The organism is Kitasatospora sp. NPDC032150, from assembly GCF_055579945.1.
The window spans coordinates 92,383-105,600 of record NZ_JBVIMH010000025.1; the positions used below are offsets into that span (position 1 = coordinate 92,383).

Annotated in this window: 11 protein-coding genes and 1 pseudogene; 4 read left to right on the forward strand and 8 right to left on the reverse strand. The window is 73.0% G+C overall.

The annotated features are described in order from the left end of the window. Positions 1-152 precede the first annotated feature (152 nt). From ACZ5ON_RS26050 to ACZ5ON_RS26065, 4 genes and pseudogenes are all read right to left on the reverse strand, one after another. Complete coding sequence (locus ACZ5ON_RS26050) at positions 153-971, reverse strand: hypothetical protein (RefSeq protein ID WP_465597383.1); 819 nt, start codon at positions 969-971, stop codon at positions 153-155. Positions 972-997: 26 nt separating this feature from the next. Then, positions 998-1,255, reverse strand: a pseudogene (locus tag ACZ5ON_RS26055) (response regulator transcription factor); the annotation flags it as partial. Continuing rightward, the gene (locus ACZ5ON_RS26060) at positions 1,222-1,461 is read right to left on the reverse strand and encodes a hypothetical protein (RefSeq protein WP_465597386.1); all 240 of its coding nucleotides are present in this window, start codon (positions 1,459-1,461) and stop codon (positions 1,222-1,224) included. The pseudogene ACZ5ON_RS26055 and the gene ACZ5ON_RS26060, both read right to left, overlap by 34 nt. 304 nt (positions 1,462-1,765) lie before the next feature. Further along, a complete protein-coding gene (locus tag ACZ5ON_RS26065) occupies positions 1,766-2,971 on the reverse strand; it encodes a 4-hydroxybenzoate 3-monooxygenase (RefSeq protein ID WP_465597389.1) in 1,206 nt (401 codons plus the stop codon). A 402-nt stretch (positions 2,972-3,373) separates the two neighbouring features. Here ACZ5ON_RS26065 and ACZ5ON_RS26070 point away from each other — a divergent pair, with 402 nt between their 5' ends. The 4 genes from ACZ5ON_RS26070 to ACZ5ON_RS26085 all read left to right on the forward strand — a co-directional run bounded on the left by ACZ5ON_RS26070 (position 3,374) and on the right by ACZ5ON_RS26085 (position 7,230). Further along, positions 3,374-3,535, forward strand: coding sequence for a hypothetical protein (locus ACZ5ON_RS26070; protein ID WP_465597392.1), 162 nt, complete (start codon positions 3,374-3,376; stop codon positions 3,533-3,535). Positions 3,536-3,698: 163 nt separating this feature from the next. Further along, positions 3,699-5,042, forward strand: a complete 1,344-nt coding sequence (locus ACZ5ON_RS26075; RefSeq protein WP_465597395.1) for an aminotransferase-like domain-containing protein — start codon at positions 3,699-3,701, stop codon at positions 5,040-5,042. After that, a complete protein-coding gene (gene hppD / locus ACZ5ON_RS26080; protein ID WP_465597397.1) occupies positions 5,039-6,127 on the forward strand; it encodes a 4-hydroxyphenylpyruvate dioxygenase in 1,089 nt (362 codons plus the stop codon). The genes ACZ5ON_RS26075 and hppD overlap by 4 nt, the downstream gene beginning before the upstream one ends. Then, positions 6,124-7,230, forward strand: a complete 1,107-nt coding sequence (locus ACZ5ON_RS26085) for an alpha-hydroxy acid oxidase (protein ID WP_465597400.1) — start codon at positions 6,124-6,126, stop codon at positions 7,228-7,230. Before hppD ends, ACZ5ON_RS26085 begins: the two co-directional genes overlap by 4 nt. Before the next feature lie 62 nt (positions 7,231-7,292). Here ACZ5ON_RS26085 and ACZ5ON_RS26090 read toward each other — a convergent pair whose 3' ends face one another. Genes ACZ5ON_RS26090 through ACZ5ON_RS26105 form a run of 4 tightly spaced genes read right to left on the reverse strand, consistent with a single transcriptional unit; the run spans position 7,293 to position 13,086 of the window. Then, positions 7,293-8,633 carry a tryptophan 2,3-dioxygenase gene (locus ACZ5ON_RS26090; protein WP_465597403.1) on the reverse strand — a complete coding sequence of 447 codons (1,341 nt, stop codon included), beginning with the start codon at positions 8,631-8,633 and terminating at the stop codon, positions 7,293-7,295. A gap of 30 nt (positions 8,634-8,663) precedes the next feature. Then, positions 8,664-8,885, reverse strand: a complete 222-nt coding sequence (locus ACZ5ON_RS26095; protein ID WP_465597406.1) for an MbtH family protein — start codon at positions 8,883-8,885, stop codon at positions 8,664-8,666. 17 nt (positions 8,886-8,902) lie between these two features. Continuing rightward, positions 8,903-12,820, reverse strand: a complete 3,918-nt coding sequence (locus ACZ5ON_RS26100; protein ID WP_465597409.1) for an amino acid adenylation domain-containing protein — start codon at positions 12,818-12,820, stop codon at positions 8,903-8,905. Beyond that, positions 12,817-13,086: a hypothetical protein gene (locus ACZ5ON_RS26105; protein WP_465597412.1), complete on the reverse strand. Its 270-nt coding sequence runs from the start codon at positions 13,084-13,086 to the stop codon at positions 12,817-12,819. Before ACZ5ON_RS26105 ends, ACZ5ON_RS26100 begins: the two co-directional genes overlap by 4 nt. Positions 13,087-13,218: the final 132 nt, after the last annotated feature.

Consider the following 13,218-nt stretch of genomic DNA (forward strand, 5'->3'; position numbering starts at 1 on the left):
GTGCAAGCACCGTAGAACCTCAAGCAAAGTTGAGGTCAAGATCGTCTCCGTGTTTCCCTGTTGGCAGTTTCGTGGGGCGGCCCGTAACTACCCACGGTGACAGACCGCGAGTATCTGATCCTCGTAGCCCTGCAAAACAGTTCCCGCCTCCGTCAGGTGAGCCTTGATCGCCGGGCGGCCCGCCGCCACACCGCGACGGCCCCGGCCGCCGAGAGCGCCCCCAGTACCACCACGACCGCCAGCGCCGGCAGCTGCCGGCTTCCGGGCAGATAGCGCACCACGAACCAGCCACGTGCCGCCGAGCCCGAGAGCCACAGCGCCACCGGCCCGATCGTCTGCGGACCCAGCAGCAGTACGGCCGAGGTGATCAGCAGACCCAGCAGCCCGGTCTCAACGGGCGTCAGTTGGGGCTTCTGCCCGGCCTGCCCACCTCCGGAGCCGGGTCGGTCGCCGGCCTCGGCCGCCGGTTCGCTCCCCGTAAGCTCGGGCATCCGCAGCGGGCTTCGCAAGCCGGCCAGCAACTCCGGTCCGCGCGCCGCGAGCCTGCGGTGTGCCAGCCGGCCCAGCCCCCAGGCCGCAAGCGAGCCGGTCACGCATCCGGTCGCCGCCCCGGCCCAGCACACCGAGGCAGACCCGGCCAGATGGCCGATAAGCAGCACCACCGTTGCAGGCAGCGCCGTCACCAGGGCCAGCGGCAGCGTCAGCCAGACCTGTGCCTGGAGCTGGGCTCCGGGCAGGTCGTCGCCCGACAGGACGGTGCCCCGTCCGCGCCGGTGCGGATCGGTCACCGGGACGGCCGCCAGCACCGAGACCGCCGCCACCAGTCCAGCGCCGCCGCCCAGCGGCGCGGCGAGCAGTCCCAGCATCCACGGCCAGGCTCCGGTCACGCCGCTCCCGCAGGCGCCGGCCGCGCCGAGCGCCACGGCCACCGGGCCGACCAGCAGCAGCCAGGCCAGCTGGCGCCCGCGCACCTCCGGCCGCTCCGCGCCCGGCGAGCTCAACACCAGCCACAGCGCGCTTCCGTCGAACCCGTACAGATTGGCGCGGCGGGCACCGCAGGGTGGCGAGCCGCCACCTGCGCCGCTCGACCTCGCCGGCCGGCAGTCCGGATCCGGGCCGCATGGGTCTTCACGGTGGCCTCGCTGAGGGTCAGCTCACCGGCCAGCTCGGTGTTGGACAGGCCACGACCGAGCAGGGGCAGCACCTCCAACTCGCGCGGGGTCAGTGCGGTGAGGTCGCGGTGGACCGCCGGGGTGCGGCGGTCAGACGACGCAGGCTCCAGACCTTCGTCATCGGCCTGGTCGTGCTCACCTCCACCGTCGCCCCGGTGGTCGCCCTCGGGCTGATCAACGCGGCCTCGGCCCCCTCGACGACACCTTCGACCAGCAGCGCGGCGCCCACGCGACCGCCGTCTTCGACTCCGCCAAGGTCACCGACGAGCAGCTCGCGCGAGCCGCCCACCAGCCGGGCGTCACCGAGGTGGCCGGCCCCTTCCCGGTGGCCGACTTCTACGTCGCGCCCAGCGCGGGCAAGCCCCCCGCCGGGGTGGACCCACTGCCACCGGGGCCGGTCACCGAGGTGGGTCGCGCCGATCCGTCCGGCGGGTCGGTGGACCGGGTGGACATCTGGTCCGGCCGCTGGGTCCACGCCCCCGGTGAGATCGTCCTCATGCGGCCCCCGGCCACGCAGTGGGTGCCGAACGAGCAGTTCGGCAGCCGGGTCCAGCTGCCCGGCGCCCCGCCGCTCATTTACCCCTCGGGCCTGCTCACCGTTCGGCACGGCGGATGGAGGCGCCCACGTAGCTGTCCGAGAAGTTCGTCGCGTACGCCGCCGAATCCCGCAGCTGGGCCAGGCGGGAGAGCTGGAGGCGGTGCAGGAAGGCGGAGTCGTCCTGGTCGGCCGCGGGGCTGTGCAGCAGGTGGAGCATCCAGTGGGAGAACTCCTGGGCCTGCCAGATCCGCGGCAGGCAGGCGGCGGAGTAGCCGTCCAGCGCGCGGGAGCCTGCCTCGCGGTAGTGGGCGAGCAGCCTGGTCGCCAGCTCCTCGGCGTCGGCGATGGCCAGGTTCATGCCCTTGCCGCCGGCCGGGGTGATGATGTGGGCCGCGTCGCCGACCAGGAAGAGGCGGCCGTACTGCATCGGCTCGACCACGAAGCTGCGCATGTCCAGGACGTTCTTCTCGGTGATCGGCCCGGATTTCAACTCGGCCGCAGTCATGCCGAGTCGGCGGTGCAGCGAGGACCAGATCCGCTCGTCCGGCCAGTTCTCCGGCCGGTCGCCGACCGGACACTGGAGGTAGAAGCGGGTGATGGACGGCGTACGCAGCATGTGTCCGGCGAAACCGTCCTCGTGCAGGGCGTAGATGATCTCCTCGCCGGCCGGCGGGGTCTCGGCCAGTACGGCGAGCCAGCCGAACTCGTGCTGCCTGCCGTAGGCGCGCAGCCGGCCCGCGGGCACCGCCGGACGTGAGGCGCCGTAGAAGCCGTCGCAGCCCGCGATGAAGTCGCACTCGATCTCCACCGACTCCGCGTCGCCGTCCGGCTCGCAGCGCAGCACCGGCCGGTCGCCCTCCAGGCCGTCCAGGGCCACGGCCGGGTGGGAGAAGAGCAGTTGTCCGCCGCCGGACAGGTAGGCCGCGATGAGGTCGCGGACCAGGAACTGCTGCGGGTAGACGTAGTGCGCCCGGTCTCCGGCGAGCTCCTGGTAGCGGACGGAGAACCGCTCGCCCTGGTGGCGGAACTCGCAGCTGCCGTGCCGGCCGCCCTCGGCGAGCAGCCGGTCGGCGAGCCCGTGGGCGTCGAGGACCTCCACCGTGCGGTGCTCGAGCACGCCGGCCCGGGCGCGTGCCTCCACGTACGGGCGGGACTGCCGCTCGACCACGACGCTGTCGATGCCGGCCCGCTGCAGCACGTTCGCCAGGACGAGGCCGGCCGGTCCGGCGCCGACGATTGCCACCCGGGTCCGAAGACGCATTGTTCCCCCTGTTCAGGCCGTGCTCGGCAGGACGTGGTCCGTCCCGCTCAAGGCCCGCTCGGTTGTCGTGTCGGCAATACTGGCGGACCTCGGTGTGCGCTGTCTCCAGGACGACCGGTGCGGAAGCCGTCGAATGCCGGTGACTGGTTCCTCTCAGCAATTATGAGGTCGAGTCAAATGGCCATCACCGACGCATGTTTCGAGGGGTCGCTGCGGCGCTGCCCCTTCCAGGACCTTCCGGAGTGGCCGTCAAGATGACTGTGGCGCAAGGGATCGCGCTTCATCGGCCGAACTGGATGGGCCGTCCGTGCCTCCGCTCGGGCCTGGCGCCGGCCGGGCGAATCGTCCGCCGTAGAGTGGGCGGGTCCGTCCCATTGAAGCCTGAGCCCAAAGGAGTTCGTGGTGAAGCTCGCCTCGGCGGTTGACCTCCGGCCGGCCAGCCCGTCCATCAACCTCGTGCACTCGGCCGAGGCCGAGTGCCCCACCGCCCGTCAGCCGGGGGCCGCGCGGCCCGGGCAGTGCGGGTCAATTTTCACCAACTCGGCGCTGAAAAACAATGGTTGACGCCCTGTTGAGCACTGTGGTTGAATCGCCGCGGTTTTTCTCCGTATGCGTTATTGAGTGCGATGCAGGTCACTTCACCGCAGGGTTTCCTGTTGGTCGGCAGTTCGGGGAGAAGAGTTATCTGCCGCGTTCACAGGGTGATTCAGTCGACAGGGGGATGCGAATGTCCGGCATCGATCGCGCATCGGTGGAGCTGGACCTGACCGGTCTGCACGAATCGCTGGCGTCGCCGGTCATCGAGTCGATGAACTTCCTCAACGAGGTCTCGCAGCGCTTTCCGGACGCCGTCTCACTCGCCGCGGGTCGCCCCTACGAGGGGCTGTTCGACACCGAGGCGGTCCACCGGTACCTGCGCCGGTACGCCGACCACCTGATGGAGCGGTTCGACGGCGACGTCGTGCAGGTGCGCCGCACCATGCTGCAGTACGGCCGGACGAAGGGGATCATCCACGACCTGATCGCGAGGAACCTCGCGGTGGACGAGGACGTGGTGGTCGATCCGGAGTCGATCGTGGTCACGGTCGGCTGCCAGGAGGCCCTCTTCCTCACGCTGCGGGCGCTGCGCAGGAGTGAGCGCGACGTGCTGCTGACCGTACTTCCCTGCTACGTGGGGGTCGCGGGCGCCGCCGAGCTGGTGGACATGCCGCTGCTGCCGGTGAAGGGTTCTCCGGAGGGCATCGACCTGGAGGACCTGGCGGCGGTGGTGGCGCGGGCCAAGGAGTCCGGTCTGCGGCCCCGCGCGTGCTACGTGGTCGCCGACTTCGCGAACCCGTCCGGCATCAGCCTCAGCCGCGAGACCCGGGAAGGGCTGCTACGACTGGCGGAGGAGCACGACTTCCTGGTCCTGGAGGACAACCCGTACGGGATCTTCTCGTCCCCGGACACCGAGCAGCCGCCGACGCTGAAGGCGCTCGACCGCGACCGCCGGGTGGTCTACCTGGGTTCGTTCGCCAAGACCGGCCTGCCCGGCGCCCGGGTCGGCTATGTCGTCGCCGACCAGCGGGTGAGCACCGGGGACGGCACGACGGAGCTGCTCGCCGACCAGCTCGCGAAGATCAAGAGCATGCTGACGGTGAACACCTCGCCGATCGCGCAGGCCGTGATCGGCGGGAAGCTCCTGGAGCACGACTGCAGCCTGCGGGCGGCGAACACCGAGGAGAACAAGGTCTACCAGCGGAACCTGCGCCATCTGCTGGACGGGCTGGCCGAGCGCTTCCCGCCGGGAAGATGCCCGGGGGTGTCCTGGAACGCGCCCAGCGGAGGCTTCTTCGTCGTCCTGGACGTACCGTTCCCGGTCGACGACGAGCTGCTGGAGCACTCCGCGCGCCGGCACCGGGTGCTGTGGACGCCCATGCACCACTTCCACGGCGACGGCGTGCCGCGCCACCAGATCCGGTTGTCCTTCAGCTATCTGACGCCGGATGAGATCACCGTCGGTCTCGACCGGCTGGCGGACTTCATCTTCGAGCAGTACGAGGCGATATCGTGCCAGAGGGGACAACAGTGAGCGTGTTCGACGGACTCGGCGTGGACCATGTCGGGCTTGCGGTCACCGATCTGACCGGGTCGGTCGAACTCTTCGCGGAGCGCTACGGGTTCGGCGTCTACGCCCGGTCCGTCGGGCCGTCCGCCGAGGGGGTGCGCACGGTCGCGGTGGGCCGGCGCGGCATCCGGCTGGTGCTGACCGAGGGCGGGACGGCCGACCACCCCGCGGCCGCCTACACGGAGCGGCACGGTGACGGGGTGTGCGACATCGCGTTGAGCACCCCGGACGCGGCGGCCGCGTTCACCGAGGCCGTCCGGCGCGGGGCCCGTCCGGTGAGCGGGCCGGTGGAGCGGGACGGTGTGGTCACCGCCGCCATCGCCGCGTTCGGCGACGTGGTGCACACGTTCGTCCAGCGTCCGCAGGCCGTGGACGTGCGGGTGCTGCCAGGGCTGGACGCGGTTCCCGGGGCGGCCGGGGAGCCGGTGCCCGCCGGCGCGCCGGAGACCGGCCTGAGCACCATCGACCACTTCGCGGTCTGCCTGGAGGCCGGCCAGCTGATACCCGCGGTGGAGTTCTACCGGACGGTCCTCGACTTCGAGATGGTCTTCACCGAGCGCATCGTCGTCGGCGGGCAGGCCATGGACTCGATGGTCGTGCAGAGCCGCTCCGGAGAGGTGACGCTCACCCTGATCGAGCCCGACCCGTCCCGGGAGCCGGGCCAGATCGACCAGTTCATCAAGAGCCACGGCGGCGCGGGGGTCCAGCACATCGCGTTCGCCACCGACGACATCGTCCGGGAGGTGGGCCGGCTCGGCGCGAGCGGCATCGGCTTCCTGAACACACCCGGGGCCTACTACGACCTGGTGCCCGAGCGGCTGGAGTTGCTGCGGCACTCCGTCGACGAGCTGCGGGCGCTCGGCATCCTGGTCGACCAGGACCAGGACGGCCAGCTGCTGCAGATCTTCACCAGGTCCGTGCACCCGCGCGGCACCCTGTTCTTCGAGGTGATCGAGCGCCTGGGCGCGCGCACCTTCGGCAGCGGCAACATCAAGGCGCTGTACACCGCGGTGGAGCTGGAGCAGACCAGGAACGGGGCGGCCCGATGAGCGCCCCCCGGCCGGAGCCCGGAGCGTGCCCGCCGGTGTGCGCGGCCGACGTGGAACGGCTGGCCGCCGCCAGGGTGCCCGCCGAGGTCTGGGACTTCGTCGCGGGCGGCAGCGGCGACGAGTCGGTCCAGGCCGCCAACCGGGCGGCACTCGACCGCGTCCGGCTGCTGCCGCGGATCCTGTCCGGAACGGGCGAGGCGGACCTCTCCGGCCCCCTGCTGGGCAGCACCGCGGCGATGCCGGCCGTGGTCGCGCCGATGGCCTACCAGCGACTGCTGCACCCGGACGGCGAACTCGCCGCCGCCCGCGCCGCCGCCGAGGCCCAAGTCCCTTACACGATCTGCACGTTGAGCAGCTTCCCGCTGGAGGACATCGCCGCCATCGGCGGGACCACCTGGTTCCAGCTGTACTGGTCGCGCGACCGCGGCCAGGTGCTCGACCTGGTCCGCAGGGCGGAGGGCGCCGGCTGCGAGGCCCTGGTGGTCACCGTCGACGTCCCGGTGATGGGCCGCCGGCTTCGGGACATGCGCAACGGGTTCGCGCTGCCCCGCTCGGTGACCGCGGCGAACTTCGGCGCCGAACCGCTGGCGGCCACCCACACCCGGCAGGCCGGGGCCTCTGCCGTGGCCACCCACACCGGGCTGGCCTTCGACCCCGCGCTCGGCTGGGAGGACCTGGCCTGGCTGCGGGAGAACACCACGCTGCCGCTGGTCCTCAAGGGCGTGCTGGATCCGCGCGACGCCGCCCGGGCGGCGGAGCTGGGCGCCGCCGCGGTGGTCGTCTCCAACCACGGCGGACGCCAGTTCGCGGGCGGGGTGGCCAGCATCACCGCGCTGCCGCCGGTGGTCGACGCGGTGGCCGGGCGCTGCGAAGTGCTGCTGGACAGCGGGATCCGCTCCGGGACGGACGTACTGCGCGCCCTGGCCTGCGGTGCGGACGGCGTCATGTACGGGCGGCCGGTGCTGTGGGGCCTGGCGGCGGACGGCGAGGCCGGGGCCGGGCTCGTCCTCGACCTGCTGCGCACCGAACTGCAAGAAGCCCTCCTGCTGTCCGGCTGCCCCGACCTCGCCGCCGCCCGCGGCCTCACCACCGTGCTCGGTTAGGCCCGGTGCGGCCGATCCTGCCGGGTGCGCGGGATCGGCCGCACCGGGTCCGCCGCCATCCGTCAGACGGCGGTGAGCAGTGGGAAGAGCGGTACGCTCGCCGCTGCCTTCAGGTACTCGGCGCCGGCGGTGCCGCCGGTGCCGGGGACCTTGCCGATGATCTTCAGGGTCACGCCCCAGTGGGTGCGCTTCATCGCCCGCCAAGCGCCGTCGAGGCGGACCATGGCCTCCTGGAGCAGGCGGGTCTCCTCCGTCCGCCAGTCGCCGGAGTACTGCAGGAACTCCTCCTGCAGCGTGGCGACCACCGTGAACCGCGGCCCCTTTTCGGCGGTGTGCGGCCCGTCCTCGCGTTTGGCGCTGACCAGCTCGATCATCTGGTAGGGCCGCGACTGGATCGCGCTGGCGCCGCGGGTGTGGTCCCGGATCACCGCGAACGCCTCGGGTGGCATCGTGGTCAGGATCCGGTACAGCGGCGCCGTGGCGCCGGCCAGCCGGTCCGCCGCAGCGGACAGCCCGGCGGCCGCCTCCGCCGGCCGCCCCAGGCGGACCGCCTCGGCCGCGTCCGTCAGCGCGCTCGCCAGCCGGGCGAACAGCCGCTCGAACAGCTGGATGCAGCGGATGAACATCCGCTCGTCGTGCATGGTGGTGACCGGGAGCAGCCCGATGTCCACCGCCCGTGCCAGCGGCTCCGGCACCCGGGCCCGGACCGCCGCCGCGGCGGCGGTCCCGGCCCGGAGCAGCACCTCGTCCTCGCCCTTGGCCGCGAGCACCTCCCGGACGGCCGCCAGCGGTGCGGTGTCCACCCCGGTGGCCGGCGCGTACTCGGTGAGCCTGGCCAGTGCCTGGAGCACCGAGACGGTTCTGGTCCGCTGGCGGGCGTTCGGCTCGAACCCCAGGGCCTCCAGCTCGATCTGCGCGAGGTCCGCGAGCAGGGCGGCCATCAGCAGGTCCTCGGAGCGCTCGGGGTCGCCCGCCTCCCAGTGCGCCACCTGCAGCAACTCGTGGCCGGCGTAGGTGTCGTAGGCCATCGGCCGGTCGGTGAGGGTCAGCGGCAGCCAGCTGTCGAACAGCCAGGCGTCGGGGGAGGACCACGGGCGGCCCCGGCCGGAGCAGCCGATCCGGACCGACAGGCCGCGCAGCAGGGCGACCAGCTCCGGGGACACCCGTGCCTTGCCCACCTGGCGGTAGTAGTCGACGACCGCGCGGTAGGGGAAGCCGCCGAAGGACCCGGACCCGACCATCCGGTGGGACCAGTCGCAGACCGCCTCGTGCGCCCGGCGCAGTGCGCGCATTCCGTCCGACGGCGTCCCCACCGCGAGCGCGGCCCCGCCGACGCCGATCGGCCGGTCCTCGCCGGGGCCCTGCGGCCCGCCGGGACGCCCTGCCAAGTCCAACTCAGTCATGTGTACGCTCTCGCCGCTCCTTTGCAGGCCCTAGGCGCGTTCCGCGTCCATGGCCTCGATCAGGCTCTTGGGACGCATGTCGGTCCAGTTCGCCTCGATGTAGTCGAGGCAGGACTGGCGGGTGTCCTCGCCGTGGACCTTCTCCCAGCCGGCGGGTATCTCCGTGAACGCGGGCCAGAGCGAGTGCTGGTTCTCGTGGTTGACCAGCACCAGGTAGGTCCCGTTCTCGTCCTCGAAGGGGTTGGTCGCCATCAGTTCTCTCCTCGTGGTCACCCGGATGTCGGAGACATCCGGTCGTTCAGCACACCGGCGATCACGTCCAGCGCGGCCGGTGCGGTCATCTCCTGGTGGGTGCAGTCCAGGTCGAACTCGTGGATCCGGCCCGTCACATGGGCGGCCCAGGCCTCGGCCGAAGGTGGCTGCTCGCCGCCGTGCCGCCCGGCGCGGAAGGCCAGCAGGTCGCCCCGGAAGCTGCCGGGCGTGAAGTCGCGGGCGATCAGGGTGTTGTTGGCGGCGACCCGCTTCAGCGCCTCGACGCCCTGCTCGCCCAGGCCCGCCAGCGGTCCCTCCTGCCGTCCGAGCAACTCGGCCACCGCGGCCGCGGTCAGCGGTCCCGACGGCGGCTGAGACGGCCCGCCGCCGGGACCGGCCGCCAGCGCGGCCAGGATCTCCTGTTCGAGCTCGGCGCCGGAGGGGACGACACCGTCCGCAGCCGGGTAGGAGTCGAGCAGCGCCAGCAGTTCCACCTCGGCGCCCTCGGCCTGCAGCAGCGTCGCGATCTCGTGCGCCACCAGACCGCCGAAGGACCAGCCGATCAGGCGGTAGGGGCCGCGCGGATGCGCCGCACGGATCCGCGCGGCGTAGTCCTCGGCCATCTCCCGTACGCTGCACGGGAGTTGCCCGTCCCCGGTGAGGCCGGCCGCCTGCAGGGCGTAGACCGGCGAGTCGGCGCCGAGCCGGGTGATGAAGCCCGTGTAGCACCAGCCGAGCCCGACCACCGGATGGATGAGGAAGTACGGCGTTCCCCGGCGGCCGGCGCGGAGCCGCAGCAGGGACTCGAAGGGGTCGTCGTCCCGGTGCAGCCGACTGGCCAGGGCCGCCACGGTCGGCGCCTCGAAGAGGCTGCGGATCGAGACGGCGGTGCCCAGCTCCGCGCGGATCCGGGTCACCAGCCGGGTCGCCAGCACGGAGTGGCCGCCGAGTTCGAAGAAGTCGTCGTCGGCACTCACGTGTTCCAGTCCCAGCACCTCCGCGAACAGGGCGCAGAGCACCTCCTCCCGCGTGGTGCGCGGGCCGCGCCCGGTCACCCGGGCGACGGGGTCGGGCGCGGGCAGCGCCCCGCGGTCCAGCTTCCCGTTGGGCGTCACCGGCAGGGCCTCAAGCGGTACCACCGCCGAGGGCACCATGTACTCGGGCAGCCGCCGGCGCAGGTGCACGCCCAGCTCCGCCTGGTCGAGGCCCGTCGGGGCCGGCACGGCGTAGCCGACCAGCCGCCGGTCCCCGGGCCGGTCCTCGCGGACCACCGCCACCGCCTGCGCCACCCCCGGGTACGAGGCCAGCGCGGCCTCCACCTCGCCGAGTTCCAGCCGGAAGCCGCGGATCTTGACCTGGTGGTCGGTCCGGCCGAGGTACTCCAGCAGGCCGTCCCCGCCCCAGCGGGCCAGGTCGCCGGTGCGGTACATCCGCGACCCGGGCGGGCCGTACGGATCGGCCGTGAACCGCCCGGCGGTCAGCGCGGGCCGGTCCAGGTACCCCCGGGCCAGCCCCTCGCCCGCCAGGTACAGCTCGCCGGCCGCCCCGGGCGGCGCGAGGCGCAGCCGCTCGTCCAGGACGTACGCCCGGGTGTTCAGGACCGGCCGGCCGATGGCGGGCGCACCGCCCCGGGACGGGTCGAGCTCCGCGGCGCTCGACCACACGGTCGTCTCGGTGGGCCCGTAGAGGTTGGTGACCTCCTCGGCGACCTCCCGCATCCGCTCGGCCAGGGCGGCGGGCAGCGCCTCGCCGCCGACCAGCATCCGCAGGCCGCGGGCGTCCTCCCGGTGCTCCGAGAGCAGGGCCTGCCACAGCGTCGGGGTGGCCTGCATGAGCGTCGCCCGGCTGCGGCGGAGCAGGGCGGCCAGCAGTGTCGGGTCACGGACCTCGTCGCGGTCGGCGACCACCACGCTCGCGCCGGACAGCAGCGGCAGGTACAGCTCCAGGACATGGATGTCGAAGGCCACCGTGGTCACCGCGAGCAGCCGGTCCGCCGGGCTCATCGGCACCTGGTCCGCCATCGCCGCAAGGAAGTTGGCGAGGGCGTGGTGCGGCACCACCACGCCCTTGGGGGTGCCGGTGGACCCGGAGGTGTAGATCACGTAGGCCGGGTGCTCCGGCCGCAGCGCGGCCCTGCGGTCCCCATCGCTCAGGTCCTCGGCGGCGTACTCCGCCAGGGCCGCCCGGAAGTCGGCACCGTCCAGGCACCAGTGGTTGTCCCCGGCCGGCACCCGGGAGAGGCCGTCCAGCGTGGTCAGCACCACCGCCGGGCGCGCGCCTGCCGTGATCATCTCGATCCGCTCGCGCGGATGGCCGAGGTCGAGCGGGAGATAGGCGGCACCGGACTTGAGTACGGCCAGCAGTGCCACCAGCAGCTCCGGGGAGCGCGGCAGGGCCAGCGCGACCACCGACTCCGGGCCCGCCCCCCGGGCGACCAGGAACCGGGCCAGCCGGTTGGCCTCGGCGTTCAGCTCGGCATAGCCGACGGCCGCGCCGTCCCGCCACAGCGCCGGGGCCTTCGGGGTGCGGCGCACCTGGGCCTCGAACAGCTCCGGTAGGCACTGCTTCGCCGGCGCGGCCGCGGTCCCGTTCCACTCGACCAGCAGCCGCCGCCGCTGCGCCTCGTCCAGGACGTCCACGCTCGCGGTGGGTGCGTCCGGATCGGCGAGCAGCGCCTCCAGGACCCGGCGCAGGCAGTCGGCCCAGCCGAGCACCGTGGCACGGTCGAACAGGTCGGCGCGGTAGTCCAGCCGCAGCCGCAGCGCGGCCCCGGGCAGGACGGTCAGCGTCAGCGGGTAGTGGGCGGCGGCCTTGCCCTCGGCACCGGCCAGCGTCAGGCCCTGGAAGGAGGGCCCGCCCCGCTCGGCCGGGGCCGGGAAGTTCTCGAACACGTACAGCGAGTCGAACAACTCCGCGCGGATCCCGGAGAGCTGCTGCAGCTCGCCGAGGCCGAGGTACTCGTGGTCCGCCAGGGCCGAGCGTTCGTCCTGCAGCCGGGTCAGCAGGCCCCGCAGGGACTCGGCCGGGTCGATCCGAAGCCGGACCGGGACGGTGTTGGCGAACAGGCCGATCATCGACTCGACCCCGGGGAGGGAGGCCGGGCGGCCGGAGACCGTGGCGCCGAACACCACGTCGGCGCGGCCGGTCAGCCGGGAGAGAACCAGCGCCCAGGCCCCCTGGACCACCGTGTTGAGGGTCAGCCCGTACCGGCGGGCGGCGGCGGTGAGCCCCGACGTCAGCTCCGTGCCCAGCTCGACCACGGCCTCCTCGGGCACCACCGTCTCGCGGCCGGCGCCGGCCGGGCCGAGCAGCGTGGCCTCCTCCAGGCCGGCGAGGTGCCCGCGCCACGCGGCCAGGGCCCGCTCCCGGTCCTGCCCGCCGAGCCAGCGCAGGTAGTCGCGGTAGGGCCGGACCACCGGGAGCGCGTGGTCGCCGCCGTCGGTGTACATGGTGAACAGCTCGCGCAGCATCAGCGGCAGCGACCAGCCGTCCAGCAGGATGTGATGGCTGGTCAGCACCAGCCGGTGCGCCCGTGCGTCGAGCCGGATCAGCTGGCACCGGATCAGCGGCGCCTTCCTGAGGTCGAAGCGCTGGGCCCGGTCCGCCGCGAGGATCGAAGCCAGCTCCTCCTGCTGCCGGTCGGGCGGCAGCGCGGAGAGGTCGACCTCGTCCCAGGGCATCGCCACCTCGCCCGGCACCACCTGCACCGTCTCGCCGTTGCGGCGCTGGCGGAACGCGGCCCGCAGATTGGCGTGCCGGCGCAGCAGGCCGTCGGCCGCCCGGTGCAGCGCCTCGGCGTCCAGGCTGCCGCGCAGGTCGAAGGCGAACTGCAGGTGGTAGACGTCACAGGCGTCCTCGTCGTAGAGGGAGTGGAAGAGGAAGCCCTCCTGCAGCGCCGTCAGCGGCAGTACGTCCTCGATCCGCGCACGCTTCACAGCAGGTCCCCGTCCTCGCTCATGAACTCGCTCTCGAACTCGTCGATCTCGTCCTGGTCCAGCTGCACCAGGTCGAAGTCGGACGCGGTGGCGCCGCCGGCGTCGGCACGCTCGACGTGACGGGCCATCGCCTCCAGCACCCGCACCCAGGTGCCGGCCAGCAACTCGGCGTCCCGCTCGGCCAGTACGTCCTCCGGCCAGGTCCACACGGCGCGCAGTTCGACGCCGTCCGCCCCGGGCCGGGCCATCGCGTTGACCGCCAGCACGTGCCGCAGCGGCGGGGGGGGGGGGGGGGGGGGGAGGGGGGGGTGGTGGGGGGCGCTCTCCGGGTCTAGACACTAACCGGCGCCCAGCCCCACGGCGTCGACGTGTCTGAGGTAGTGGGAGACGATCTGCGG